The organism is uncultured Limimaricola sp. (genome assembly GCF_964022235.1).
GTDB lineage: Bacteria > Pseudomonadota > Alphaproteobacteria > Rhodobacterales > Rhodobacteraceae > Limimaricola.
Genome location: NZ_CAXHZL010000012.1, coordinates 29,428 through 55,748 on the forward strand (window position 1 = coordinate 29,428; position 26,321 = coordinate 55,748).

Sequence of the window (26,321 nt, forward strand, 5' to 3'; positions counted from 1 at the left end):
CATGGAGATGATCGACCGCGAGCTGGCCGAGCTGCCGCCCGAGCTGCGCTGGCGCGAATGGATGCGGCGGATCGAGGCGGTGCTGTTCACCTCCGCTACGCCGGTGCCGCGCGCCGATCTCGTGCGGGTCGTGTGGCAGGGGGCGGCGCTGGATCTGCTGCTTGAGGATCTCGCCGCGGAGCTGGCCGACCGGCCCTACGAGGTGGTGCGGGTCGGCGAGGGCTGGATGCTGCGCACTCGGCCCGCCTACGGCGCGGTGATCCGCGCCGCCGCCGATGTCGGGGACCGGGAGGTCGGCCTGTCCGAGCGCGACCTCGCGGTGCTCGCCGCCATTGCCTATCACCAGCCGATCACCCGCGACGGCCTCAAGGACATCTTCGGACATGAGATCTCGCGCGATCTGATCGGTCGGCTGGCCGCGCGCAACCTGATTGCGCCGGGGCCGCGCGCGCCGCGGCGGGGCGCCCCCTACACCTACGTCACCACGCCGGGCTTCCTCGCCGCCTTCGGGCTGGCGGACTTGCGGGACCTGCCTGATGCCGAAGCGCTGCGCGATGCGGGGCTGGCGGGGGAATAGGGTGGGGTAACGGCGGGATCGTCATCCGCCGAACCTCGTCGGTCATATGCCAAAGGCATTGCCCGTTTTCTGTCTGTCTTGTCGGCAGGCCCGGGCATGGCCGATATCGGTCAGCACGTGCGGCGGTTCGAGTTGCTCCTCATCATGCGTCACCGATCGGCAGCCCTGTCCGGCCAGCCCCGCAGGCCGGGCAGCGTCGCTGAAAGATGTCCGAGCCGTTCGCCCCGTAGCGTTCGCCGCAGCGTCGGCATTGAAGGATGTAGACGAGCTGGTTGTGGTCGTTGCCGGGAAGGTCGGTCTTCCGCAGGACTTCCTGTTCGTTGCGATTGACGAAGCCCGGCCGTGTCGTCCTGGCCGATGCCGCTCCCCGCGTGGACGGCTTCTGCTTCGACGTCGGCTTTTTGGCCGGCGGCCAGGTGGAGCCGAGGATCCACCCCTCGACCTGTCCCGTCATGGCGATCGGTTCGGGCGCAGGTGCCGCAAAGGCGCCTGCCAGATCCCCGCTGCGATCGGCCTCCTGAAGCCATCGCGCGATGGCGTAGGCGTCATGCTGGTCGGGCGTGCGCGCGTCTCTCGGATAGGTCGCGCTCCAGAGCCGCGGATACGCCTCGACGACCACCGAGGCCCCTGAAGCCGGAGCCCAGCCGTCAAACGGCCAGAAGTGAAGCCCTGGCCTCGCCCTGCGCAACGCGCGAAGCCAAGGGAGTCCAGAGTGGGTGGACTTCGCGACGGAGCCCTGCACGTCGAAATGAAACACCGACTTCGCCGATCCGGTGGCCTCCTCGGTCAGGCGGCGCCAGGTTCGCTCGCCTGTCCGGGCCACCCCGTTACCGACGTGGCCATACCGCACGAAGTCGACATAGGTGCGCGGCTCGTCCGTCGGCCAATGCGCGCAGAAGTCGTCCAGGAAATTCGGCCAGTCGGGCGCCAGACGGTGACGCTCGAAATAGCGCATCGGGAAGGAGAACGCATGGTCGATACCCACGATCGTTGGCACGCGGCTGTCCAGCTCCTGCATCAGCCATGCCGCCAACCCGCGCCGGGTCCAGTATTTTCGAGGCCCTACGGGCGGCAGGACTTCCTGCGCCTCTTCGTCACAGAGGGTCTGATAGACTCGCAATCCCTTGAGGCTCGCCTCTGCGGTCTCGGCCCCCGAATAATCAATGCCGATGGTGCGGGCGAAGCGGCGCGGTGTATCGGTCACTGGAAGCTCGCGCGAAAGCTCGTGGCGGTCAGCGAGACATGCGCGTCGAGAGGGGGACGCAGCTCGAACGCCTTCGGCGCACGCGCAAAGTCGTAGAGCCGGAAGAGATGCCAGTCATCCCGGCGCTCCTGCGCCACCTCGATCTCGTTGCGCGAGATGTGAGAGGGGGTCCGCTCCCACCCATTGGTGGTCTTCACCTCGATGAGGCGCTCCCGGCCTTCGGCCGTGAAACTGGCGATATCGTAGCCCGCGCCGTCGCCATCTTCCTGCGAGACCCAGCGGACCCGCCCCGCCAGATCCTCGCGGCCGTTTTGCCGCAGGACTTGGATTTCATGGCGAAGCACCCGTTCTTCGCCGGCATGACCCAGAGAACGGTTGCGCTCATCTCGACCGGCCACGTCGAAGCGTCGTGCAATGCGCTGCGTGTGCTCGAGATCTTCCGAGGGCGGTGAGTTGCGCAGAGTCGGTGCGACGCCAACGTGGAGCATGGTGGCCTCGGTCAACTGCGGGACAGCTTTGCCATGCAGGGCTGCTTCCCATTCCGGGTGCCGCGCGAGCCAACGGGCGGCGGCCTCGGCCAGCGACATCGGTGCGTTGAACCGGGGCAGGTAGCCTTTGATGATCGGCAGTCCGAGGCCAAGGCAGGCCGCGGACACGTTGCACAGCTTGAACTCGATCGAACCGCGGCTTCGACCGATCTGCTGCTGCAAAGCCCTGTTCTGGGCTGCCTTGTTGTAGGGCCGTCCAGACAACTCATCGCTGAGCATCGCAAAGTAGGCTGCCACGACGGCGTCGTTCTCGATGTCTGACCAATCATTCGGGTTCATGCCGTCACGCTACGGTGGGACGGGTGGGGTGTCATCAGGGTTCGGGGACTGGGAGGGCTGCCCTTGGGCGTCGAGTCAATCGAAGAAATTTTTTTACTGTCACTTTCACAATTGTCCAATCTCTGCCGTCTCGCTTTAAGATTGAACTATACATCATAGCGATCTCAGAAGGGACATTGGATTGGGTGATTGGCATTCTGATCGAAAGACCATCGACGGAGGGTGGTCGTGGTGGGTTAGAAAAAAACCTTGCCTAATAGCTACTCGCCGACAAGCGCTTTCGCAGTAGCTCTAACGGAGGCCTTTATATATTCGGCGCGAATTTGATGGCTTTCGGCGATCATTGAGACCGCACCCTCAATATCTCCGGGTGCCTTGGGACCGTCGGCCCCGGACTGAAAAGGTGCGTCAGTTTCAGTTAACAAGCGTGCCAGCGGTACCGTTTCGAGTAGCGACCTGCCCCTGAGCGTCTTCAACATCTGCTCGTTGACCGAAAAGTAACACCCGAGGTCGATCGCTCGCCTGATTTCGGACTTGGAGCCGGTAAACCAGTGAAGAATTGGCGTGCAGGTCCGGTGCACCCCGGTGCGCTCGACGATGTCCAGCACCTGTTTTGCGGTTCTTACACTGTGTAAGCTGATCACCTTGTCGCCGAGCCGAGCACAAAGGGTCATTGCACGTTCGAATACCTGAGTCTGCAGCGCGAAGGATGGATAGAAGCGGCGGCCGGCGTCCAGACCCACCTCACCGATAAAACGCGTAGATGGAGCCGCCTCCTCGAACAGGGTGAGCTCGTCGGCCCGCTCCGCGACGAGCTGCGGATGTAGGCCGAGCGCCGCGTGCACATAGCGGTTCGATCCCGCCATCGCTTGGTTGCGCCTAAAAGCCTTCGGAGTGGTTGTGACCGCGAGGGTAATGCATCGGACCGCCTCGCAACGATCGAAGGCCCCCCGCATATCTGGGCAAAGGTCGAGATGACAATGAAAGTCGACTGGCGCCGTTCCTTCCTTACCGGACATGCCCGACCCTCACACCGCGCAACATCTCAGATACCTCCGCCATCCCTCGTCTGTAGACGTTCACGTAGTTGTCCAAATGCTCTCGTGGCAGAGGGCCGGGTTTCTGCACAAGATATCGCGCCCTCTCGGGATTGCACCGCAGGTTCTCAGCGGCGAACATGAAAGAGCGTATGTTCTTGCCGTTGGCCGACCTCGAGTCCAATACGCCCGAATGCAGGTCATGCAAGAAGTATGGTGTCGTATCGGCCCCGTCGAGTCCGGCGGCGAGCGCCGCTCGTCTGATGAGGCAAGGCACACATCTCCCGCAGTGCTGGGGCGGCGCGCTTTCAAAACGGACTTGGGCGGGATGGGAGCATGACATTGAGATTGGTGCGAGTTCTGCCAAGAGATCTCGGTCCAGACATTCAGAAGCCATCTCGCCTTTGGTCTTGAACTGGTATGGATTATCCAAAGTCGCGTCTATGCCGAGACTCTCCACCAGATCGGACATGCACCGGATGAAATGCGGGTGAGCGGTTCTGGTACTTAGGGAGCCTAACCTCAGCGGATCCATCGGTACGTTAAGCGCGATGAGACCATTTTCTGGGATGAGCACCTTGCTGGTGGAGCCGACGGCGTCGGCGGCGACAATCGCCAAGCTGTAGAACAGAAACGATCGTGCCCTCTGATTGTTGTCGCTCCCTGCCTCGGCGAAGTCCGTCTTGCGGAATCCTATATAGGCGCGAATAGATACAAATGCGTCGCCGTGGCGTTCCTCCAAGATTTTCAAGAGTCGCCGCTGAGCGCTCGACGCCTCGCCATCCCAATAATGGCTGATCAAGAGAGGGCGTTGATCGGATGCAAGGAGGTCGACAGTCCCGATCAAGCTGTCGAGGCCGCCGGAGAATAGGCTAACATGCGAGAAATTAGTCAGGTTCATCTCGTCCGGTTGACGCGTCAACTCCTTCTGGCCTTTCGGCCTTGGTCGGAACGCGAAGCTCCAATGATCGCCGGTGAGAAATCGTAACATCGAAGAGAGCTTCGCGCCCATCGCGCTCCAGAGTTCGGGATCCGCTACCGGGATGCTGAGGTGGATCACACGAGTCCAGCCGTCGTCGGCGTACTGATTTCGAGAGATTCCGGTATCTGCGGCGTAGACGGCAGTGGCCACGATCATCAGATCAACGGCCGCCTCGCTCGGCCGGACGCCCAGTTTGGACAACCGCTCCAGCAGTTGTGTCAAGCCCCTGTCAAGCGTGCCGGATGCATCGATCATGTCGATTGTAATGTCGCTTGCGCCTGCCAGCGGGGCAGCGTCGTCTTTACCTAAGCGGATGAAAATACCACGTCTCATTACATCGTCTCCAGAACGGCTTCGAGCATATCGAATGTCTCGGCGTAGACGTCCCCGATGGTGCGATCGATCTCGGCTTGAGTGGACCTCGCGCCGATGTCGAACCGGTTACTCAAAGCGTCCCGGACACGGCCCTGTGTATAGTCTCTTGTTATCTGCTCGGCCTCCCGGAAGTCGGCATCCGAAGCCGAACCATGGAGCGCGTTGGTTCCGATCTCGTTTAAGACCTTCGTCAAGATGCTGCGCGCAATCACATCGCACAAGAAGTCGTTCAGTTGATCGGCTGAGAGGTCGTCGAACGCGCCCGGATCACTGTCTGCGAGATCCGCGATCGCTTCGAGCATGGCGTCTCTGGCGATAGATTCATCGATCGTCCCACCATCGGGACAGATCATGTCGGCCACAGCCTCGAGCACCTCGGCCGCTGGCCTACCGGCCAGATCTTGAAGATCGAAACGCGCGAGCGCTGCCTCGGCGCCTTCGGTCGCTACGGCGCTCGCGAGGGCGGCCACGCCCGAGGCCATCCGCGTCGACCCCGGCATCCGTCTCGCCGCGCCGGCCCCTCCGCCGGCCCCGCGGACATAGCCGCGCAACGCCCGACCAAGGGATTTGTCCCCGCCACCGTTTGTAAAACGGGTGAACTGTCCTCGCGGATATGCGAACCCGCCGGTCTGGGGCGGGAATGCAGGACCGGCTTCAGTCGCGCCATCTTCGGCCTCCTGCCCGTGGTGAGAGTTCTCGCCAGGGTCGACCTCCCCCGCTTGCACATCAGGGCCGTCGCCGCCGTCCATTCCGGCGTCAACGCCATCGACCCAGTCAGGGACAAGGCCCGAAGGCGGTCCGCCGTACGAACTCGATGTCCCCATCAGCGTCTATCCTTCCCTCCAGCTTTTCTGCCGCCTGCCGCGAGCTGCAGTGGTGTGTTGTCGGTGAGCTTGGCCCATTCCTGTTTGAGCACTTGAAACTCTTTTTTTGCACCGGCTTCCGTTAGCAGCTTATCCCACCCGGCAGCCGCCCACGGACCGAGCTGACCAGTGGGAAGTTCGGAGAGGAGGCGCACGGTCGGTGTCTGCAAGACTGGAGAGATCCGACACAATTCCATGAGGCCATCCACGCCTGCGGGCTTCCTCCGGAGATCGGTCGAGGCACGGACTCTGGACGCCACGACGTCGAAAATCGGCTCAATCTCGCCGGGCGTGAGCTTGGCGATCTCGACTGCCGCAGCCCTGGCCCCCAGTGTGCTGCCGCAAAGCTTCTCGATCCAATCCTCCTTGAGGGCGAGCGCGGAGCCAGCGGTGAACAGCGCTTTGCGGTCGCGTGACACGAAGAGGTATGGACGAAGGTCCTCACCGGACAGCGCCGGCGTCATAGCGGCCCAACGCCGGACCCACTCGCCCTCGGCTGCCTCCTGGGCCGCAGGTGCCTCGTCAACCTTCAACGCGCTTTCCTTCGTGGGCGCCTTCGAAGGGGTGTTGTTCTTCTGGGCTTCGCTCAGGCTCGCCTCGAGTGCTTCGACAGTACGTGACGTGCCACTTACAGCTGCTTCGGCCTCGATGCGTTGGAAGAAATCGTCTTTGAATCGTTCGGCGAGCATGAGCTTGGCGAGGACAGCGGGGTTCACATCATCGCCGATCCCACGTGCCTCGGCGATCGCCAGACGAAGATTCAGGGTATTGAGGAACCGCTTTATCTGTCGCGGATTCCCATGGGCGCCTTCGGCGAGGGGCAACGCCAGCTGGTCTGCAAGGGCGAGTGCGTTCTCAATGTCTGGCGTTATCCGTCCAAGACCGCCCTCAATCACCCCTCGACTTAGCCCATGCCCGTCCCACGGGCGCCTCAGCGCCTTGCGCCCCGCATCAAGCAATTGTTCGAAATCCGTTGATCCCAGTGGGAACGATCTGCCGGCGACCAAGAGCGTGAGATAGATCTTGGTTTCAACATATCCCAGCGGCGGGAGCCGGAACGGGACTTGTATCAGTTTTTCGAGATAGTTTCGCGCATAGGTAGAAGGTCCGGTCGAGAGCGGCAGGTCAGGAAAGTGCGTTCGAACCGCATACTCGATCATGCCCTCGTCGGCGGCGATTACGAATGCGGCGCCTGGAACGAACAGAAAAAGTCGTATTGCCTCAAGTGTTTCGATCGCCGTGGCGGGCAAGCACCGGTCGAGATCGTCGACTACCACGACGAGCCTGTCGATGTCGGCAGCCTCCAATAATTTCTCAAATTCCTGCCGGAACGCGTGTATATGCGCGGGCAGGGTGTCTGCGTTCGCCCCGTCCAGGCAATCGTTGACGCCCTTCACGAAGTTGGCCACGTCTGCGACATTCATGTCAGGGCCGTCCGCAAGAAGCTTTTTGCCGGCGTTCATCAGTCCGCCGATCATGTCCGGTGACGGGATGCCGGTGAGCCCGGTCAGGGCAAGCCCACCGGCTTTTGACGCGACTTTCATCAAATCAACGCGTTTGAGGAGCCGCGTCGCAGCATCCTTCAGTTTAGTCGTCGTCGCACGGTCGCGCAGCAACTGCTCTACGATCGTTTCAATGACGACCGTCTTGGCATCTTCCAAGCCTTGAAACAGCCATCCGTTGAACCGGATCACGGACGTCCTATCATCGTTCCGAAAAGCCTCTTCGAGCATGAGGAGGACACTCGACTTACCCGCGCCCCAGTCGCCATGAACACCGATTGTCAGCGGCTCGTCTCCAGCGTCCCGGATCACTCGCGCGACCGTCGCCGAGACCGCCTCAAAATAGATCATATCAGTCGCGGTCTCATTGTCCGGGATAATCATTCAAATTCTCTTTGTCATTCTGAGTTGTTTAGGGGCGATTTGGGCGCCCGATACTAAAATTCCTAAACTGCCTTCGTTGTTGCAATCAGCGACCACCTCAAAGACAGGTTAAGTAGTTGCCCGCCGGCGCAGCGAATAGTCAATTGCCGTCTATTCGGCCAGGCCTCAGTGCCCGCACTTGGAGTCAATTCAACTTCCACACTTTTCCTGAACGAGCCCATAAATAGCGTCGGCCTCGCCGGGAGGGAACGTAAGGCCATAGGATTCCGACACCCGGGTAAAGCGGAGAAGATACTGACAGTGGAAGCCCGCATCTTCCGGCATCCATTCGAGCGGTCCTGATGCCCCCTTCTGCCGGTTCGCCGACGCCTCGACGGCGAACAGGTTCACCGGGTCGTTCGCGAACCGACGCCGCTTTTCCTCCGCCCATGTGTCGGCCCCATGGGCCCAAGCGTAGGCCAGCGGCACGAGGTGATCGACGTCGAGCGTCGCGGCGTCGAGATGGATCTGCCCTGAATACGGATCGTTCCAGCGACCTCGCTCGACACGGCAGCCGTCGCCTGAGTAGCGGATCGGCCCGGTCGACAGCTCGGCCAGAAGCTCATGCCTGGTGTTCTGGCAGTCACCATCGTCATCGGCCCAGCCACCGAACAGGTCCCGGTCGTAGCTGCCGTTTCCAGCCGAGACGATGACGGCGTTGGCAGTGGGCTGGCTGAGAGCGGGTGCAGAGGACGCGAGCTCGCAGGCACCTTGGCCCTTCTTCGGGTGTCGTCCGCCAGCCTCGAGACAAGCCTGTATGGAGGGGAAGGGACGGAAGTTCTTCGTCCGCGCATAGTAGGCGCCGCCGGGGCAATGGCAGATCGCGGAGGTCGACATCTTCACCGGATCGGCAGCGCCGAGCGTGGGAATGGCTATAGCGCCGGAAATCGCGATCGCGCGGAGAAAACTCATGCGGCACCTTCTCGAGAGCAGATGCGCCCATGTGCGCATAGCTCGCTCCAGTTGTGTAGGGGAAATTGTTGCGCTTCTTAGGGGTGAAGTAGGGTCGTGGAGTCAGGGCCAAACTGTCTTTGGCAGGCACCCAGTCCGGGAGCGGCGCGGCTGACCGTCTTCACGACAAGCGGCTCGGATAGAGCCAGCCTGTTGCTACTGAGTTGACCCGCTCTCAACGGGATTAGCGACCAGTGCCGAGAACCGGCTGCGGATCATCTCCTCCCGGTATCGCTCGGCGAGATGCCCGTAGGTCGACGCGACCGTTCGCGTATCGGCATGACCGAGCTGTCGGGCCACGACCTCCAGCGGCACGCCGTGGCAGATGAGGTCGCTGGCATAGGTGTGCCGCAGACCATGAAAGACGAAGGTGGAGGGCAGGCCAGCCCGAGCAGCAGCGAGCCGAAAGGGTCCGGCATGCTGGCGCCGCCAAGCTCTCCCGGCTTCTGAGAGCAGAACATGATCCCGAGGGGCTTTTCCCACGCAGCATTTCTGAAAGAAGGCCATGCCTTCGTCCGGCAGGAAGACGAAACGGGCAGGACTTCGCTTGAAGGCCGGAATGCGCAGGCCGTAAACCTGATAGGCGACGTCTTCCACGCGCAGCTGTCCCAACTCGCCGACGCGGCAGCCGGTGTAGAGAGCGGCCATCACGAGGCGACGCAGTGCCGGTGAGCACTCATCGAGCAGGTGCCGGCATTGAGGGCGGTCAAGGAAGTCCCGGCGGAGCGTGTGGTTCACCGGCAACCGTCGCAAGCAGCGCCACGTGCGCTCCGCATCCAGATGCCCGTTCTCCCAGGCAAGACGAAGCGCCATACGCAGGATCGTCACCAGGCTGTTGAAGGTGCGCTTGCGGCGTCGAAGATCCTCCGAGGTGAGATCGCACAGCCGCACCTTCGGCCGCTCGCGCTGGAAGCCGAACTTCGGGGGGCGCTCCAGAACACGATATGCCAGCCGCCGGAGATGATGAGGCGTGAGGGCGTCGACCGGCACGAACAGCAGCTCGTCCGTCAGGTGATGGTTGATGAGCGCCAGCGTGTTGTAGTGTCCGCCCGGCGAATGCGCGATCTTCGTCCAGGCGGTATAATCGGCGAGAGCATGGCCAACCGTGTAGAGATCCCCGATGGGGCAGAAGCTGACCCCTGTCATCCGCTCGGCGGGCCGGGCGGCATGCGCCTTGTCGGCGACATCAGGGGCAGTGAACCATGCTTCGGCGAGTCTCAACGCGACCCCAAAGCCCATAGCGCCCTGGCCCGCGTCCAAGGCAGGACCGAGAGCTTTCTGCTTGTAGAGTTTGTCCACTGACAGGTAGCGCGCCGTCCAGGTGCAGACTCCGGCATGGGGCCGGTAAATCCCCAGATGCCGGGAGGTGGCGATAGACCACCAGTAGGGCGTTTCCCGGAATGGCAGGGCCGCGATGGCCTGTTGAGCGGCGAAGGGGCACGTCCGCTCATGCATCGCATATGGCGGTGGCACCGGCGGCGTCATGGCTCCCTCCATGCGACCGTTAACGGTTCGGTAACAGTTTGCTGCCAAACTGGAGGACATGGGAAGCGTCAGTTCATTCGAGCGATGGATCAGCAGGAGCGCCGTCGCCTACACCGAAGGGCGGGAAGTCCGATACGGCCTGTTCGGCCCGAAGGCGCTGACGCGGCTGGCAGGGCTTCCGCGCTTGCGGTGGATTCGACTGGAAGGCATCGCATCCCCACGGGCCTCGTATCGAAGCATCATGGCCCAAGAGGAGCGAGCGATCGCCATGATGTCGGATCTGCTGGATCTGCATGGCCGTCGAGTGTTCGATCATGAGATCATCCTGTCGCCCAAGTGCTGCGACCTGTTAATCCTGGTCAGCCGCGCACTGACCTCTCCCAACACGGATATAGAAAGCTGCGGCGACGTACAGGGTGATGTCGTCACGGTAGCGCAGGACGTGACAATCCCTCGACGCGAAGGAGAGAACGTCGGATCATTGCGCTAACCCAGCAGGTTCCGTTCGATCACCTTTGATACTACCTTACGTTGAGATGGGTGGCGGCACGATTTTTGGATCAGACAGCAACGCAGCGCCCTCGTGCTCATAAACATACTGAAGCGGACGATATGACCCACCCCATCGACAAGCACGTCGGCAGTCGCATCCGCTACGGCCGCTGGATGAGAGGAACGACGCAGCACGATTTGGGGGATGCAGTCGGATGCAAGTTCCAGCAAATCCAGAAGTATGAAACGGGCGCGAACCGGGTTTCAGCCTCCCGGCTGTGGGACATCGCCAAGGCGCTCGGTGTGCCCATCACCTTTTTCTTCGAAGGTACGGAACAGCCGGGGTCGATGTTATCAGCGTTCCCGGATCGCGGCGCGGCCGAATTGCTTCGAATTTGGATGTCCTTGTCGGATAGGCAAAAGCAGGCGCTGCTAAGCCTCGCGAAAAGCATGACCGATATCGATGGATAGCCTTAGATATCTCATGGCCACTTCCCCAGGTATGCAGAACGAGTTCTTAGCGGCTGTGTCCTACTCAACCTTGGCAATGTCGCAGACCAGCGCGGTGGCCGGGGCGGCAGTGCGATTGTAGACCCCGCGCACCGTATCTTTTGTTTCGGGGAGAGGGTCGAGCGAGGCGGCATCGAGGCCGCGTTCACCCGAAGGCTGATCCCCAACCCGGCTGCCGTCGATGACGGTGACGATACCCAGACGGTCGACGTAATCGTGCTTGGTAATCTGACTGCCGGCGCCGATCTCTACGACGCGAAACCGAAGGCTGTAGCCCGCAAGGCCAATGGTGGCCTCCATGGTCTGGGGAGACCGCTCGGCCAGCAGGTCGACCGTAAGGCTGGCATGCTCGATCGAGCCTGACATCTGCGCTAGGCCGGGTCCTTGGTAGCTGCGAGCAGACCCGTGCGTAGGCCAAGGACGAAGGTTGTACGGGGATGGCAGCGAAAACGCGACATGGGGGGCCGTTTGAGGTTGCTAGGTTTTGCCTTCGGCGATGCGAGAGCCGTTAATAGGAGGCAGGTCACCTACAAGCTCATGGTGCGAACATAGCCTGTGAGTGATGCCCATATTCGCTCAAAGCCAGTAGATCACCGCTTCAGACGCATCGTCTCGTCGAGCATCTCGTCGACGGTGGTGACGATCTTGGCGTTGGACGAATAGGCCCGCTGGGTGCTGATCAGATCGGTCAGTTCCTGCGCGATCTCGACGTTCGAGCTCTCAAGCGCGCCGGCCGTCAGCGAGCCAGCCGATCCCGCACTGGCCTGGTTGAGGCTGAATTTGCCCGAGCTGCGCGACAGCGCATAGGCGTTGCCGTCGCCGGCCAAGAGCCCGTCGGGATTGGCGACCTCGGCCAGCGGAATGTTGTAAAGCGGCTTGCGGCTGCCGTTGTTGAACACGCCATAGACATCGCCCTTCTCGTCGATCTCGGTGCGCACCAGCACGCCGCTCTCGGCCCCGTCAGCACCGATCTTGAGCGCCGAGTAGTCGCCAGCGAACTGGGTCATGCCGGTGTGCTCGTCGGGCGCGCCGAGCTGCACCTCGATCACCTGCGGCTCGGTGCCGTTGTCGACCGTCAGCGTTGCGGTGCCGGTGGCGGGATCGAAGGCGAAGGCCGCCGGAGCCGTGGCGGTGGAGGTGGCGGCCGAATAGGCCAGCGGTGCGCCGGCGAGCGGGCCGCTGTCGTGGAAATCGACCGTGATGTTGCCGTAACTCGCGCCATCGGAGCCAGACATCCTGAGCGTCCACTGGCTCGGCGTGGTGGTTGGCTGCCAAGAAAACTGCAGCCGCTCGGCCTCGCCCAGCGGGCTGTAGTATTCCGCAGAACTGAGGAAGGGCTCGCCCGCCTCGGCCAGCCCGGTCTGTTGGGCGGGGATGTTGCCGCTGACGGTCATCTGCTCAGTCGGCGAACCGGTCTGCGACAGGCTGCCCAGATTGACGGTCTTCAGATCGCCGAACTGGTTGCGGTCGATCACCCCTAAGGATCGCGTTTGATCATAGGGGAAGCCCGTGAGGTAGTAGCCTGCGGCGTTGCGCAGATCGCCGTTCTCGTCGGGCAGGAACGAGCCCGCGCGGGTCAGCATAAAGGCAGACTCGTCGGTCTCGTTGGGCTCCTTGGAAACCACGAAGAAGCCGCTACCGCCGATCGCCAGATCGGTAGAGTTGCCCGTCGCACGTACTGCACCCCCGGTTTTTACATCAGCGCCTTGCGCCGCCCTCACGCCTGAGGGTGAAATGCCTGCACTGTCACTCAGCGTGCTGGTGGTGACCATCTGCACGAAGCTGCGCCGGTAGCCGTCGGTGTTGGCGTTGGCGATGTTCTCCGAGATCCGGCCGACGGCCGTGGAGTTGGCGCGCAGACCGCTGACGCCGGTCTGCATGGCGTAGGAAATGCTCATTATTCTTCTGCCTTCTCCTTCCGGTGCGTAGCGGCCTGACGCCTTCAACATTCTAAAATGCTGAGGTGAGTGGGTCAGGCCGCTACCCGGAGGTATAGTTTTCCTTTCCTTTCGAGAAGAACGAGAATTGTGGCTGAAATGTGTTCGCATCGATCACAATCCATCCACCCTGAGAACTGTCCGATTTCGCGCAAACGCCGCATAACTGCTTGAGTTGCAATAGAACAACAGATCTCATTAAGGGTATGGGACATCGCGGCCTGCAGCCATGAGACGGGTCCTGCCCCCTGAAACGTGGTCCTCCCTGAAGTGAGCTTTCCAGCAAGTCGGAGGATGCAGGAATGCGCGCGAAGAAGCATAAGCGGGAAGAGATCGTCGCTAAGCTCCGGCAGGTCGAGATCTTGGTGTACTCCAAGGCCGGACGGTGTCCGAAGCCGTGCACACCATCGGCGTGACGCAGTTGACGTCTTACCGTTGGCGCAAGCACTTCGGCGGCTTAAATGTGAGCGATACTTGAACCGCGACTCCGCGGCAGCTTCAGGGTAGGGCGCTCACGGCCTCTTCTCCAGCGTCTTGGCCCGGAACACCTTGGCGGGTGTCAGCTATCCGAGGCATTTGCGCGGCGTGGCGTTAAGCCGGTCGCAGATCTCGCGAATGTCATGGTCCGAAAGTTTGCCGATATCGCGGTCTCTGGATAGCCAGCGGCGGGCGCAACGGTTGGTGTTCTCGACCGTGCCCATCTGCCAGGGCGCTGAGGGGGCGCAAAACCAGCTTCTCGCGCCGATCTCGGCTTGCAGGTGCTGCTACGAGACGAACTCGGTGCCGCGGTCGAAGGTGATCGATCGGCGCGCCGGCTGGGGCAGGGCGCGGATGGCCGCGATGACTTTGTCCATGACAGGCCGGGTCCGCTTGTCGGCGTTCTTCAGTAGCACGGTGAAGCGGCTGACGCACTCCACGAGCGAGGTGACCGGCTGCTGCCAGCCGGGCAGGTAGAGATGCCCCGCCGCCTCGTGCAGGCCGAGATCGACGTCGATCGAGGGCAGCGAGAACTCGGCCGCCGCGATCAGCCCGGTGTCCAGCGCCGGGCGAATGTCGGCGGCTGGCAGCTCGTAGGGCACGACGCTGAGGGCCCTGAGCGTCAGCGCGCCGTAGCCGAAGGCGCGCATGGCTAAGCCGTCGAGATCGGCGACGGTCTCGACCGGCGCGCGGAACCAGCCGCCGCCCTCGGCCGGCAGCACGCCGCAATAGAGGCTCTTGAGCCCGTGGCGCGCATAGATCGCGTCGAGCGCCTCGGCCCCGCCGCCCTCGCGCATCCAGGCGGTGAAGCCGTCCGGGTCCGGACCGAAGGGAAATCCGCTGAAGATCGCGAGTGCCGGATCCTCCCTGTGATGGTGACCAGCCGAGCCCCAGACCGCGTCGATCAGCCCTGCATCGAGCGCGCCGAAGCTGTCCTGGTCGAGGACTATCCGGTCCTGCACCTCGATGACGAAGCGGCCCGCGGTCAGGCGCTCGACCTCGGCGGCGAAGTAGGACCCGGCCTCGCCGAAGAGTTTCGGGTAGAGCAGGCTGTTCATGCGCCAATGCAGCACGTCCGAGACCGCCGGGTCCGGAGCTGATGCCAGGCCGAGCGCCACGATCAACGGGGCCGGTTGAAAGATCGAAACAGGTCGGCGGGGCATGGCTCGAACACCTTCGCTTGGGGCTGGTGATATGCCTTGTCATTCGTGTCGCGGGCGCTGTGCAGATCAGGTTTACAATGCCGCAGCAAAGGGGCGGGTGGTACTCTAAGGCGGTTTCTCGACGGCTGGGGCCTCCTTTCGGTCTGATGTGGAGTGCATCCCCGCACCGACCTCCGCTTGAGGCTATCATACTTGATGAGAACCGGGGGCAGGATATACTACTGAGTAGCAACGGAGGATGTCATGAGCGTGAAGGCGTCAGTTTCATTGACCGAGGCACAGGATGCCTATGCCCGTCAGTTGGTGCAGGAGGGGCGCTTTCCCAGTGTCAGTGCCGTCATCCAGCAGGGGATTGAGATGCTGCGCAAGGAGGGGCAGACCGAAGCCGCGCTGCAAAGTTTGCTGGCCCAGCGTCAGTCCGGGCCGATGATCGGCCTTGCGGAGGGCCGCCGCCATACCGAGGAGATGATAGCTCGCAAACGGGGCGCACGTGGCCTATGAGGTTCGGCGCGCCGCTGCGATCGATCTCGATCTCGAGTTGATCTTCGACTTCATCGCCAACAGCGCCGAAACGTTGGGTGAGCCCCCCGAGACCGCTTTCGACATGGCGATGCGCCGCGTGCTAGCGATCGAGGCCGCGATGGAGGGCTTGGGGCGTGCCCCGCATCAGGGGACGCTGGCGCCGCATCTCGGCTTCGGCATTCGGCATGTCACCAAGGATCGCGCCATCCTCTACTTCGACACCGACAACGAGGCCGAAACCCTTCGCATCCTCGCCGTGTTCTTCGGCGGGCAGGATCACGATACGCGGATTCTTTTGAGGCTACTTTCGACAAGTTGAGCCCCTCTCGGATGCAATTTTCCTGACCGCGTCTTACTCAGAAGCCTTCAGGTGATAGTGGCCAGGGAGACCTTACCACTTTTGTGGGTGTCGCTGAGGATCGGTTGGCATGACCGATCTGGTCCACAGCTGCCCTGAGAGCCCGTAGCCATGCCGGCGGATTGGATTGGTCGGTAACGCGGCCGGCGATGACTGACAGAACGTAACGTTTTGAAAAGCCGAGACGTAGCGTCCGAACATCACCGCCACATTCTTGCCATCCGGATTAGTCATTCGGCCTGAGAAACACCGGCACCGGAGGTAGACAGAATGTCCATCGCGAGCAAGAAGCACCTCGGCTTCACCCTCATTTCCATCCTGATCGCGGGCGCGATCGGCGAACTCGGCTTCGCCCGCCATGCTGACGTGGTGTCCGTCGACTCATACGAGTTGTTCACCACCGTCGAGATGGAGGTTGGCGGGATCGTCTACGACGTGCAGGTCCGGAAAGACACGCCGACGATCACGCCATCGAGCACCGCCTACTTTTTCTGAAACGCGAGCACGTGGATGGATTGTGCGTCTTGGCCTTCGCTTTGGCGCTGCATTCTCGTAAGCGGTGCGGGCTCCGGGTCCAAGCTTCCCAAGCATCGAAGATGCTCGGGGCTGTGAGAATTCAGCCGTGCTCGGCGGTAAAGAAGGTGCTGCCTCGCGCACCTCGTGTCCTGGCGGATGGGGTCCGGACTGATCTTCCAGTGTCAGGCGACACGACAAACTGATTGGCACCGAGAAAACGGTCGTTTGAAAACGTCGGCAAGAGACCTGAAGCTTTGGTTGGGCTGGCAGGGGAGGGGAGGCGACAGCCTCCAGACCCTTTGCCTCTAAGGGCGCGGAACGAAGCTGAAGGTTCTGTTCTAACTGCAACGCGTCACTTGATTGGACAGGATCACCCTTCCAGACCCCTCTCCTAGAGGGCCGGCAGAAACACATCTGCAATCCATCGAGACAATTGAAAATGAGCGGCTCCATCCTCAAGTGCGAAGGGAATATTACTTTTCTGCGGGCTCTTGTCCGATGGCCTTCAACGATCCCGAAATTGCTCGAAGCGCTGTGGCCACATTCCTGCGGGCTGAAGTGTTGGCTGCGCGGCTGGAGGCCATGGCCTGCGCGGAGCCGGAGGTCGGCAACCTCTGGCGCTCGGAACTCGCGCTGGCCGAAGCGGTCGCAAGCGCGAGCTTCGAGGGCATCCGGATCTCCAAGGGTGACCTGCTGCCGCGCGTCGCGTTGAATGGAAGTCAGGACGCGGATCCGACTAGTGCGGAGCTGGCGCTGAGCCTAATCCGCGTGCTGAAGGCGCCGGGCGACTCTTTGGCGCGGCCTGTCCAGACCGTGCGGCGTTTCGAGAGAGCGGCAGGCACCGGAATGGGGCCGGGTGTCGACCCGAACGAGGAGCCGCATGGGCATCGGCTCGATGACGCCGAGATCGAGGTCCTCTTCGCAGAGCTCAGCCCCGGCGACATGCCGATCCTGAGCGCAGCGCGGGCCGCCGCCGGTTACGCGGTTCTCTCCGAGCGTGCCAACCCCATCGTCGAACGGCTGATCTTCATGGCGGTCGACAGCAGCTTGCGGGGCCGGGCTGCGCGCGGGACCCACCCCGAGGACGTCCTGCGGGGTCTGTCGGGCCGGGTTGATGCGCATTGGGTCTCGCCGCCTGCGCTCGCGCTGAGCCAGCGCCGCTTCCTGCCATGGTCGCCCGGCAGCGAAACAGGGCTGATGGATCTCGGCACCAGTCTCGCGCGGGTCTTCGAAGCAGAAGTCGGACATTTTGCGCTCTCGCGCGACTGGCTGCGGGGCGGGCAGGAGGCAGCAAAGGGCAGGGGCGGACGCTCGCGCATGGCCGACGCGGTCCAGGCCTTCGGCACCGCGCCGGTGCTGTCTTCGGCGCTGCTCGCCGAGACGATCGGCGTGTCGATCCGCACCGCGCTGACCCTTCTGGACGAGATGACGGATCTGGGGCTTCTGAAGGAGATCACCGGCCGCCGGACGGCGCGGATCTGGGCGGTGCCAAGCTTGGGCGGGCGCCTCGCGGCGCGGCCGTTCCGGCGGACCCGGCTGCAGTGTCGCGCTGTCTTGCCGCCGGCCGAGATGCATGAAACGGCGCGCAGCCGCAGCCGGGATCAAAGGGGGGCTTCGATGCAGGCGATGGAGCGCGCTTTCACCGATCTCGAGACGGCGCTCGGCCAGGCGAATGCGCTGCTGATCAGCACGCGGCGCTGGAGATGACCACGCCGAGCGCCGTCATGAACTAAGCTGACGGTGGCGAGTTGTGCGTGCACACTCTTCATGGAGATTTCCAATGATCAAGGCCTTTGCAAGCGCCGCCGCCCTCTCCGCCCTGATGGCCGGGGGCGCCTTGGCGCAGGATGACGAAACGATGATCGTGGTCACCGAAGACGCGATGATGCAGATGTCGATGGTGGACGGACAGACCACCGTGACCTTCCCGCTCATCACCGCGCTGCAGGACGGCTACATCGTCGTGCATTCCGTTGCCGCCGACGGCACGACGAGCGAGGCATTGGGGCATGCCTCGGTGATGGCTGGAGAAAATGCCGATGTGGCGGTGAGCATTCCGGAGGCGCTGCCTGTCGGAACTCAGTTGATGGCCATGTTGCATGTCGAGAGCAATGACAACGGCACCTTCGATTTCGGGCCGGAGATGACCGATGTGGATGCCCCGGTGATGCGCGACGGGGCGCCGGTAATGGTGATGTTCGCCGTGCCCGAGGGCGTGGTTGACGGTGTCATGGTCATCGAACCCATTCCCTCGCCCGATGTGGCCGATCCCGAGTCCCGTTCGGTCTCGGAGGACGACGAGGAGCGGGATTCTGTCGACGAGGACGACCCCGCAATCGATCCGAATGATACGGAAACCGACGGCTTCATCGAGGAAGGTGAGGAATCCGAAGGGGAAGGCAACGAGGAGGAAGGCGAGGTTCTCGAAGAAGGCGCTGGCGACGAAGAGACCCAGGATACTGATCCAGAGCTTGAAGGTCAGGAAGATGGCTCTATCGATGCTGATGCTGATGCTGATGCCGATGCCGATGCCGATGCCGACGGCGAGGTGAACGTCCAATAATCTCGGTATCTTCTGAACTGTTCCTGAGGGGCTAGCCAAGCAACGATTGGCTAGCCCTGCGCTTCCAGGGGAACGGCAGGTCGGCCCGATGAAACTCTGAGCGTTCAGGAGCTGGCGGCTCCGACCGATCCGTCGGCGTAGCAATGCGTCGGTGCTTCGAAACGAGGAGCATCTTCTTCAGTCGCGATCGCGACTTCCAGCACCCTCCCGCCGCTGTTCGCCCGCCTTCCCGGGATTTGCGCCGTTCTTGCGCGGCGCATCAGAGCCCAATTTGTTTCCGGCACCACGCTTCTGGGCATTCTGCCCACCCGCCTGCGATTTTTCAGAGCTGCCCCCACCGGGCGCTGTCCCTCGACGCGCCTCTTGGCCCTCGCCAGCACGACCGGGAGGAGTTCCTTTGGAGGCCTTGCCCTGAGCACTCGAGGAACTCTGGGAGAGTTGGACCTCGTCGGGGGTGAGGTGACCATCGCCATCCCGGTCGAGACGCTTGAGCATGGCCTGCCAGCGGCTGCCAAAAGCCAGCCGGAGTTCCTCGGCGGAGAGCACTCCATTCCGATCGAGATCGATCTGCGTGAAGCTTTTGGAGCCGTCATCCGGGCCCCCGAAAAGGTCTTCGTATTTGAAAAAGGCGAAGACCACGCCAGCGCTGCCATCAATCGAAGGAGTGGGGCGTGCAGGGACAGAGGCAGTTGCCGGTGTGACAGCTGCGCAAAGCGCCACAAGAATGGCCCCTCCCTTGAAAGGCCATTTGGGTAGCCAGAGCTTTCGACATGAGCTGGTCATCGCAGAGAAGTAAATCGCCGCCGGCGCTATATCCAGTCGCACGACGCATTACTCGCGCGCCCGTGACATACCGATTGCACTTGGCGAGATGAGCGTTCAGGTTGATCTCGCCTCACGAGAGGAGCGCTCTAGGAGTTAGGACCGCTATTGTTGTTGTGTTTTCAGCGAGGCGGACGCCTGCCCCGTTCTCTGGCCCAGTCCGCGCATTCCGGCTGGGGCGGCTTGCCCGGCCGGGCGCCGGTAGCTAGTTCGTCTACTGTCGCAGTGTTAATGCTCCCTCGATGGATCAGGGCCGCTGCCGTTTTGGTGGAGAAGGGTCGAGTCGCTTGAACGCCGGACTATCGCTGAGCCACCGTCTTTTTCTCCTGACCGGGGTGGCGCTTCTACCAGCCATCCTGATTGTCACCAGTACCGAAGTCTCCTCCAGACGAATCCGCGAAGCTGAAGCTCAAGGCTATGTCGCCAGGATGAGTGACCTCGCCGCATCCGAGATCGAACGAGCGCTGACATCGGCGGCGACGCTCATGATCGCTGTCGCGGCGGCTCCGCCGGTCACTCGGCGCGATAGCGAAGGCTGCGAGACCTATGTTCAGGAGGTCAACAGGCAGCTCCCACAACTCAATGATATCATCGTCGCCGATGAAGAGGGCACGATCTTCTGCCATATGGGCGCGACGCCCAAGGGTGCGTTGCCCGCGGTTGCAGATCCTCTGATGGCAGAACTTTCTGGCTCGCGCTTTGCCATCGGAACCTATCAAGACACGCCCGCTGGACCGAGTTTGCCTATCGGGATGGCGGTCAGGACCGAGGGCGGGGAGGAGCGGTTCGTCTTGCTCGGCATCAGCCTCACGGCGCTCGAGGAGGTGATTTACGACAGCGGCTTTGAAGTCGGCACCGAGATGACGATCGCCGATCGGAACGGGACCATCTTGGCGCATCGCCCTTTCGTATCGAATATCGTGGGCGAGAAACTCTCGGAAGGAGCGGCTGCGCTCGCGGTGTCTGGAACAAGAGGAACAGCGTCCTTGCCGGGGAGCGACGGCCGGGAACTCTTCGTCGGCTACCAGCCACCCGTGGAGAGGCGGCCATTTTTTATCTCCGTGGGTCTGCCGAAGCACCAAGTGATGACTCCGGTGAACGCTGCGACCCGCCGTTCGGCATCCTTGGCGTTGGCCGGCGGCGCCATCGCGTTTCTCATGGCCTGGATGTTCGGGCGGGTCTTCGTGCGTCGCCCGGTGCAAAATCTCGTGCGCACGATCAAGCGGTGGCAAAGCGGAAACAAGAACGTACGGACGGGTGCGCTGGAGCGCACGAGCGAGCTGGGCTTGATCGGCGCGGCCTTGGATCACCTGCTCGATGAACTGCAGGAACGTGAGGAAGCTCAGCGACAGGCGGAAGGGCAGCGTGATGTGCTCGCGCGGGAGCTCGAGCATCGGGTCAAGAATCTGCTTTCGGTCGTTCAGGCCATCGCGCGCCGTACTTTCTCCGATGGCATCGAGTTGCCCGAGGCGCGCCGCACCTTTCAGGATCGTCTGAACGTGCTGGCCAAGGCTCAAGCCGTTCTCACGTCCAAGCAGAGGTCTGGAGCGACTATCGCGGAAGCAGTCCGTTCCGCCTACGAGCCTTTTGCAGGGCTCGACGCTGGACAGATCACCGCCTCTGGACCGGACACTCCTCTCGGTCCCGAGGCGAACCTGGCTTTGTCCATGGCGCTGCATGAACTGTTCACAAATGCGATGAAATATGGCGCCCTCAGTGTCGCCGATGGTCGGGTGTCCATTGAGTGGGCTGTTCAGGACGCAAAGAGCAGCGAGTGCCTTCATCTCCGCTGGAGCGAGTATGACGGCCCGTCCGTCGTTTCGCCTGAGAGGGTCGGCTTCGGCACCGTCATGATCAAGCAGATGTTGGAGACAGAGACTGGAGGGAAGGTGAACATCGAGTACGACCCATCTGGCCTCGTCTGTGAAATCCAGTTGCCGGTGAAAAAAGGGGCTCAGCGGGACAGGATCGAAAGAGAAGTTTCTATCTGACTGAACCGCCTCGGCTTGCCTCGAAAGCAGAGCTGCCCCCCGTCTGCGTCCTTGGGATATCTGAGCTGCTTTTGTAGCGGAGGTTTTTGGCTCATCGTGACCACCGAAGACTGGAGATGAGCCAAAAACCGGCAAATAGGCGGCGGCCACGGGGGTGAAGGACATGCGTCGGTGCGCGTGAAGCAAAATGCTGTCCCCTATCGACTTCGAGCGCTAGTAAAAGCTGAGGCACGAGGGAGTCCACGAGTTACAAAGCTCATCAAGATCTGAAGAGCATCTCCGATTAAAACGGACCTATTTGGCGGGCTATCCGTTTGACCAAAACCCCAACGAATAGAGGTAAGTTTATGGCTGCGAAGATCACCGTCCTCTTCTATTCTACGTACGGCACCAATCACGGCATTGCTCTTGAAGCCGCCAGAGCTCTCGAGGCTGCTGGGGCCGAGGTGCGGTTGCGTCGATGCCGGGAGACCGCGCCGCGCGACGTTGTCGAAGGACAAGAGGCTTGGCGAGATCAGCTGCAGAAGATGCAGGGCATCTCTGAAGCCACGCTCGATGACATGGAATGGGCTGACGGCTATTTCATCTCTGTACCGACACGCTTCGGCGTCCCTGCAAGCCAATTCCGCGCTTTCGTCGATACGCTGGGTCCGTTGTGGCAGTCAGGTGCTTTGGCCAACAAGGTCGTAACCGCCACCACTTCTGCCCAAAACCCGCATGGCGGCCAAGAGACGACGATCCAGTCAATCTACGTGACCGCTATGCATTGGGGCGCGATCATCGTGGCCCCCGGCTATGCCGACCCGATCAAGTTCGAGGATGGCGGTAACCCCTATGGTTACTCATGCGTGCCGGGTCCCCTCGACGAGACCGGAAAGCAGTCGGTGGCATTTCAGGCCCGGCGGCTGGTGGAGTATGCCGAAAAGCTGAGTGGCTGAAGCGATTTAGAGAAAATAGTATGCGTTAAACTGGCCAGCTTTCCGAGCAGTGTGGACCGCCTTAGGCTGTCAAAAGGATGATTAACTTTAGCTATACGGCCATGCTGGACGGGTTCTGCCTCGCATGGTCAAGGCGGAGTTCAAGTTCTCCCCGTCGGGGTGGTTAACTAGTGCGCTAAAATATAAGGACAATTCGGCCTGCCTAAGCACCTTCTCCAACCCGATTGTCCGTACCCACTATATTAAATCCAGTCGTGATATTAAATCCAGTCGTGGTTGCGTTCCCATAGTGGCGAAGGCGCTCCGGGGCGCCTTCACCTGTATTCAGAACTTGACGCTGGTGGTCAGCGAAATGTCGCGGCCCTCGCCAAAATAGCACGCAGCGCTGGCGCAGTAGGTCACATGCTCCTCATCCGCCAGATTGCGGATGTTGAGCGCGACTTCGTAGTCGTCGGTGCCATAGGCGAGCCGCGCGTCATAGAGCGTGTAATCCGGCGTGGTGGTGCTGCCGCTGCCGTCCTGCTTCTCGCCCGAATAACGGATGCCGGTGCCGGCCTCCCAGCCTCGTGCCAAACCGGCCTCGGGGGCGTAGGTGGCCCAGATCGAGCCAAAGCTCTCGGCCACGGTGGCAATGGCATTGCCATCGGCGTTCTCGGTGTTAAGCAGGGTCCAATTCGCATCAAGGCGAAGATCGCCCCAACGGGTCTGGGCCTCGAGCTCAAGCCCCCGCACCTCGACCTCGCCGGTCTGGATGCTGAAGCCGGGATTGTCCGGATCGGCAATGGCGAGGTTGGACTTGGTCAGGTCAAACAATGCCGCGGTGAACAGACTGTTGGACCCCAGCGGCTGGTATTTCAGCCCGACCTCGTACTGATCGCCGCGCGTCGGCTCGAATGGATCGCCCTGCGCATCGGTGCCGACGATCTCCTGCCGGAAGCTCTCGGCATAGCTCGCATAAGCCGAGACGCCATTGTCGAAGGCGTAAAGGAGCGCGACATTGCCGGTCACGGCGTCGTCTTCGGCGTTGACCGCCGCCGAGCTGAAGGCGCCCGTGGTCTCGCCGGTTTCAATCTCTCCATAGCGCAGCCCGGTGTCGAGATGCAGGCTTCCGCCGAAGGTCGCCCGGTTCTGCACGTAGACGCCCCGTTCCTCTACCGTACTGGCGGGATTGTCGGTCACGGTGACGTCCGGCGCGCCAGCATAGTCGGGATCGAATGGATCGATCGTGGCGATCTGCTCGCCATAGCCGAAGTCGCTGTCGTATTCGCCGCGGTTGTAGCTCAGACCGAGCAGGGTCTGCATTTCGACTTCGCCTACCGAATAGTCGGCAGTGGCGGTGAGATCGGTGCCAAAGGTCTCGAGCTCGTTCTCGGCGCGATAGAAGGTGCGGTCGATCGTGCCGTCATCGTTGTAGCGCGTTGGGTAGTCGTCGAAGGCCCACCATGCGTGCCGGTAGTCGGCCTCGCCCCGGCTTGCGCGCATCCGGGCGTCGAGCGACCAAACCGGCGACAGGCGATGCTCGGCCAGAAGCGTCAGGCCACGGCTTTCGCTGTCGAAGCGGTCGAAACCCGGCTCACCGACGAACAGGCTGTCGTCGAGGATTTCACCGTTCGGCGCCGGTTCCAGCGTGCCATAGTGAGAGGCGAACTGGATCATCGGGCTGCCCTGGTTCTCCTGGTAATTGGCCAGAAGGGTCAGCTTGGTGCCCAGCTGCGGCTCCCACGTGATCGAGGGGGCGATCGCGAAGGCGTCGTCGCGGCTATAATCGACTTGGGTCTCGCTGTCGCGGGCCAGTGCCACGAGGCGGCCGCGCAGGCTGCCGTCGGCGTTGAGGTCGTGCGACATGTCGAGGCTGACCTGGCGGCGATCATGCGATCCGATCTGGAACTGGGCGACGTTGTCGGAGACCTCGGTGGAGGTTTTGGACCCGGTGTTCACGACGCCGCCGACCTCGCCATTGCCGTAGAGGCCTGAAGCCGGGCCGCGCAGCACGCCGATCTCGGAGAGCAGGAAAGGCTCGGGCTTGGTATCATTGTAGAAGCCGTAGCGCGCCGGCAGCCCGTCATGGAAAGTGGCGGGACGGAAGCCGCGCACGAGATACCAGTCCGAACGGTTGTCGAGGCCATACTCGCCGGCAAAAACCCCGGCACTGTATTGCAGCGCCTGCTCGACATCCTGGGCGCCGCGTTCGGCGATCTCGGCCTCGGTCACGACCGAAATCGCGCGCGGCGTCCGGGCGATCGAGGCGCCGGTCTTGGTCACGTTGCTGTCGATGGCCACGGCATCGCCGAAGAAGGTGTCCTCGAAATCGCCCTCGATGGTGATCGCGTCGAGTTGAATGTCCTGCGCCACGGACGGAAGAGCCGCCATGAGGGCGCAGACGGATATAGCAGTGCGCCGAAGCAGCATGTCCCGTCTCCAATGAATTTTTCTGGAATTGCCTTGCCTTGGCGGCTGGGTTGCGCATCGGCTATATTAGCCTACCTAAACAGTCAAGAATTTTGCTGCTTCACCCGTTGAACATCATCGGCAAGGTGAAGCTGTAGCTCGGATCGTTCAGGCCGCGTGGTGACGCGGGCAGACGCGCGGCCTGCACCGCAGCCAGCGCCGCCTGATCGAGCGCAGGATTGCCCGACGAGCCCACGAGAGCGAGACCGGTCAACCGGCCGGCGCGATCAAGGGTGATGCGCACCGTGGCCGTGCCGGACGCGCCGCGCGCGGCGTTCGGATAACGCTTGCGCCGCTCGATCTGCGCGCGCAACTGCGCGCCCCATTGCGCGACGAGCGATTGCATCTGCCCCGGCGAGAGGCTGGGCGCAGCCTGACGCTGCGCCGCGCCCGCTTGAGCCCCGCCGCCCGTGCCCGCCGCGCGCTGCGCCTGTTGCGGCGGCGAGGGCTGGCGCTGCGGGTCGGCCTGGCGCTGCGGAGCTGGCTTGGGTTCTGGTTCTGGCTTCGGCTCAGGCGGGCGGTCGGGGCGTGGCTGCGGCCGCTCTTCCGGAGGCTCGGCCATGGGCTGCCGCGGCTCGGGCGGCTGCGGCTCGGCCGTGGCGGTGTCGATCCGGGGGGCCTCGGGGGCCTGCGGTACGGCGAGGCCCGGCCCGGCTGGCGGCACCGGTGCGCTTGGCGCGCTCGATGCGACAGCTGGCTGCATCGCAGGCATGCGCGGCCTTTCGGGCGCCTCGATGGGCCGCGGTTGCGCGATCTCCACCGTCTCCATCTTTTCAGGCGGTCGCTCCCAATCCTTGACCAGCGCCACGACCCGGGCGTCGGCGGCCGCCAGCGTCACCGTTTCGGCCCCGCCCGCGCCGGCGGCGTCCGGCGCACCCTGCTCAGGACGCAGTCCCAAGAGCGCCAGATGCGCGCCAAGCGCCAGCGCCACGAAGCCTCCGCCTTCGAGCAACCCTCTCATGGCGCGGCCGTCATGAGCTCGATCGCCGAGAAGCCGGCAGCCGACAGCTCGGGCAGCAGCGCCGCGAGCCGCACCGCGGGTACGCCCGCATCGGCGCGCAGCGTCAGGGGCGGCATGTCGCATTCGTCGCAGTTCCCGGCTTCGGCCGAGGCCGCAGCGACCGCGCCCTCGCCAACAGTGTTGCGAAAGGCCAGTTCGCCCTTGCTTGAGAGGTGCAGCACCAGCTCGGCGGTGGCCTGCATCTCTGCTTCGGCCTCGGGCGGCGTCACCTCGAAGGGCTCGGGCGGCGCGATCTGCGCCGTCATCAGAAAGAAGATCAGCAGCAGGAACACGACGTTGATCATCGGAACGATGCTCTCGGCCTGCGGCCTCCGGGGCGGCTCGTCGAAGGTCATGC

Annotated in this window: 24 protein-coding genes and 2 pseudogenes; 11 read left to right on the forward strand and 15 right to left on the reverse strand. The window is 62.6% G+C overall.

Annotation, left to right across the window (positions count from 1 at the left end; translation table 11 throughout):
- Position 1: 1 nt before the first annotated feature.
- Positions 2 to 577, forward strand: a complete 576-nt coding sequence (locus AADJ02_RS14485) for an SMC-Scp complex subunit ScpB (protein WP_341213719.1) — start codon at positions 2 to 4, stop codon at positions 575 to 577.
- Between the two features lie 142 nt (positions 578 to 719).
- Here the strand turns inward: AADJ02_RS14485 and AADJ02_RS14490 are convergent, their stop codons facing one another.
- The 8 genes from AADJ02_RS14490 to AADJ02_RS14525 form a co-directional block, all read right to left on the reverse strand.
- The gene (locus AADJ02_RS14490; protein ID WP_341213720.1) at positions 720 to 1,781 is read right to left on the reverse strand and encodes a hypothetical protein; all 1,062 of its coding nucleotides are present in this window, start codon (positions 1,779 to 1,781) and stop codon (positions 720 to 722) included.
- Positions 1,778 to 2,608 (reverse strand): DUF3883 domain-containing protein, encoded by an 831-nt coding sequence (locus tag AADJ02_RS14495; protein ID WP_341213721.1) that lies wholly within the window; start codon positions 2,606 to 2,608, stop codon positions 1,778 to 1,780. The genes AADJ02_RS14490 and AADJ02_RS14495 overlap by 4 nt, the downstream gene beginning before the upstream one ends.
- Before the next feature lie 260 nt (positions 2,609 to 2,868).
- The gene (gene qatD / locus AADJ02_RS14500) at positions 2,869 to 3,627 is read right to left on the reverse strand and encodes a Qat anti-phage system TatD family nuclease QatD (RefSeq protein WP_341213722.1); all 759 of its coding nucleotides are present in this window, start codon (positions 3,625 to 3,627) and stop codon (positions 2,869 to 2,871) included.
- Positions 3,617 to 4,960 carry a Qat anti-phage system QueC-like protein QatC gene (gene qatC / locus AADJ02_RS14505; RefSeq protein WP_341213723.1) on the reverse strand — a complete coding sequence of 448 codons (1,344 nt, stop codon included), beginning with the start codon at positions 4,958 to 4,960 and terminating at the stop codon, positions 3,617 to 3,619. Before qatC ends, qatD begins: the two co-directional genes overlap by 11 nt.
- Entirely contained in the window at positions 4,960 to 5,751 is a 792-nt protein-coding gene (qatB, locus tag AADJ02_RS14510) for a Qat anti-phage system associated protein QatB (protein WP_341213724.1), read from the reverse strand. The genes qatC and qatB overlap by 1 nt, the downstream gene beginning before the upstream one ends.
- Positions 5,752 to 5,825: 74 nt before the next feature.
- Positions 5,826 to 7,751 carry a Qat anti-phage system ATPase QatA gene (qatA, locus tag AADJ02_RS14515; protein WP_341213725.1) on the reverse strand — a complete coding sequence of 642 codons (1,926 nt, stop codon included), beginning with the start codon at positions 7,749 to 7,751 and terminating at the stop codon, positions 5,826 to 5,828.
- 189 nt (positions 7,752 to 7,940) lie between these two features.
- The gene (locus tag AADJ02_RS14520) at positions 7,941 to 8,702 is read right to left on the reverse strand and encodes an HNH endonuclease family protein (RefSeq protein ID WP_341213726.1); all 762 of its coding nucleotides are present in this window, start codon (positions 8,700 to 8,702) and stop codon (positions 7,941 to 7,943) included.
- A gap of 195 nt (positions 8,703 to 8,897) precedes the next feature.
- On the reverse strand, positions 8,898 to 10,226 hold the full coding sequence (locus AADJ02_RS14525) for a site-specific integrase (protein ID WP_341213727.1): 1,329 nt from the start codon (positions 10,224 to 10,226) through the stop codon (positions 8,898 to 8,900).
- A gap of 58 nt (positions 10,227 to 10,284) precedes the next feature.
- On the opposite strand from AADJ02_RS14525, the gene AADJ02_RS14530 reads away from it, so the two are divergent.
- A complete protein-coding gene (locus tag AADJ02_RS14530) occupies positions 10,285 to 10,716 on the forward strand; it encodes a hypothetical protein (RefSeq protein ID WP_341213728.1) in 432 nt (143 codons plus the stop codon).
- Between the two features lie 122 nt (positions 10,717 to 10,838).
- Positions 10,839 to 11,189, forward strand: a complete 351-nt coding sequence (locus tag AADJ02_RS14535; RefSeq protein WP_341213729.1) for a helix-turn-helix transcriptional regulator — start codon at positions 10,839 to 10,841, stop codon at positions 11,187 to 11,189.
- A 60-nt stretch (positions 11,190 to 11,249) separates the two neighbouring features.
- Here the strand turns inward: AADJ02_RS14535 and AADJ02_RS14540 are convergent, their stop codons facing one another.
- A complete protein-coding gene (locus tag AADJ02_RS14540; protein WP_341213730.1) occupies positions 11,250 to 11,594 on the reverse strand; it encodes a cupin domain-containing protein in 345 nt (114 codons plus the stop codon).
- Positions 11,595 to 11,818: 224 nt separating this feature from the next.
- Positions 11,819 to 13,126 (reverse strand): flagellar hook-basal body complex protein, encoded by a 1,308-nt coding sequence (locus AADJ02_RS14545; protein ID WP_341213731.1) that lies wholly within the window; start codon positions 13,124 to 13,126, stop codon positions 11,819 to 11,821.
- A gap of 341 nt (positions 13,127 to 13,467) precedes the next feature.
- Between AADJ02_RS14545 and AADJ02_RS14550 the strand changes: the two are divergent.
- Positions 13,468 to 13,625: pseudogene (locus AADJ02_RS14550) on the forward strand (IS3 family transposase); the annotation flags it as partial.
- Between the two features lie 103 nt (positions 13,626 to 13,728).
- Here the strand turns inward: AADJ02_RS14550 and AADJ02_RS14555 are convergent.
- Positions 13,729 to 14,805: pseudogene (locus AADJ02_RS14555) on the reverse strand (IS30 family transposase).
- Positions 14,806 to 15,048: 243 nt separating this feature from the next.
- Here AADJ02_RS14555 and AADJ02_RS14560 point away from each other — a divergent pair.
- The 5 genes from AADJ02_RS14560 to AADJ02_RS14580 all read left to right on the forward strand — a co-directional run bounded on the left by AADJ02_RS14560 (position 15,049) and on the right by AADJ02_RS14580 (position 18,764).
- Positions 15,049 to 15,306, forward strand: a complete 258-nt coding sequence (locus AADJ02_RS14560; RefSeq protein WP_341213732.1) for a type II toxin-antitoxin system ParD family antitoxin — start codon at positions 15,049 to 15,051, stop codon at positions 15,304 to 15,306.
- A complete protein-coding gene (locus AADJ02_RS14565; RefSeq protein ID WP_341213733.1) occupies positions 15,296 to 15,646 on the forward strand; it encodes a type II toxin-antitoxin system RelE/ParE family toxin in 351 nt (116 codons plus the stop codon). Before AADJ02_RS14560 ends, AADJ02_RS14565 begins: the two co-directional genes overlap by 11 nt.
- A 309-nt stretch (positions 15,647 to 15,955) precedes the next feature.
- A complete protein-coding gene (locus tag AADJ02_RS14570) occupies positions 15,956 to 16,180 on the forward strand; it encodes a hypothetical protein (RefSeq protein WP_341213734.1) in 225 nt (74 codons plus the stop codon).
- Between the two features lie 555 nt (positions 16,181 to 16,735).
- Complete coding sequence (locus AADJ02_RS14575; RefSeq protein ID WP_341213735.1) at positions 16,736 to 17,908, forward strand: hypothetical protein; 1,173 nt, start codon at positions 16,736 to 16,738, stop codon at positions 17,906 to 17,908.
- 73 nt (positions 17,909 to 17,981) lie between these two features.
- Positions 17,982 to 18,764 (forward strand): hypothetical protein, encoded by a 783-nt coding sequence (locus tag AADJ02_RS14580; RefSeq protein WP_341213736.1) that lies wholly within the window; start codon positions 17,982 to 17,984, stop codon positions 18,762 to 18,764.
- Between the two features lie 177 nt (positions 18,765 to 18,941).
- On the opposite strand, the gene AADJ02_RS14585 is transcribed toward AADJ02_RS14580, so the two are convergent.
- Positions 18,942 to 19,403 (reverse strand): EF-hand domain-containing protein, encoded by a 462-nt coding sequence (locus AADJ02_RS14585; protein WP_341213737.1) that lies wholly within the window; start codon positions 19,401 to 19,403, stop codon positions 18,942 to 18,944.
- Positions 19,404 to 19,828: 425 nt separating this feature from the next.
- Here AADJ02_RS14585 and AADJ02_RS14590 point away from each other — a divergent pair, with 425 nt between their 5' ends.
- Together AADJ02_RS14590 and AADJ02_RS14595 are read left to right on the forward strand one after the other, a co-directional pair.
- Positions 19,829 to 21,577 (forward strand): HWE histidine kinase domain-containing protein, encoded by a 1,749-nt coding sequence (locus AADJ02_RS14590; protein WP_341213738.1) that lies wholly within the window; start codon positions 19,829 to 19,831, stop codon positions 21,575 to 21,577.
- Positions 21,578 to 21,924: 347 nt separating this feature from the next.
- Entirely contained in the window at positions 21,925 to 22,515 is a 591-nt protein-coding gene (locus tag AADJ02_RS14595) for an NAD(P)H-dependent oxidoreductase (protein ID WP_341213739.1), read from the forward strand.
- A gap of 324 nt (positions 22,516 to 22,839) precedes the next feature.
- Here the strand turns inward: AADJ02_RS14595 and AADJ02_RS14600 are convergent, their stop codons facing one another.
- From AADJ02_RS14600 to AADJ02_RS14610, 3 genes are all read right to left on the reverse strand, one after another.
- Positions 22,840 to 24,885: a TonB-dependent siderophore receptor gene (locus AADJ02_RS14600; protein WP_341213740.1), complete on the reverse strand. Its 2,046-nt coding sequence runs from the start codon at positions 24,883 to 24,885 to the stop codon at positions 22,840 to 22,842.
- A gap of 139 nt (positions 24,886 to 25,024) precedes the next feature.
- Positions 25,025 to 25,924, reverse strand: coding sequence for a TonB family protein (locus AADJ02_RS14605; protein ID WP_341213741.1), 900 nt, complete (start codon positions 25,922 to 25,924; stop codon positions 25,025 to 25,027).
- Positions 25,921 to 26,319 carry a biopolymer transporter ExbD gene (locus AADJ02_RS14610; protein ID WP_341213742.1) on the reverse strand — a complete coding sequence of 133 codons (399 nt, stop codon included), beginning with the start codon at positions 26,317 to 26,319 and terminating at the stop codon, positions 25,921 to 25,923. The genes AADJ02_RS14605 and AADJ02_RS14610 overlap by 4 nt, the downstream gene beginning before the upstream one ends.
- Between the last annotated feature and the right edge of the window lie 2 nt (positions 26,320 to 26,321).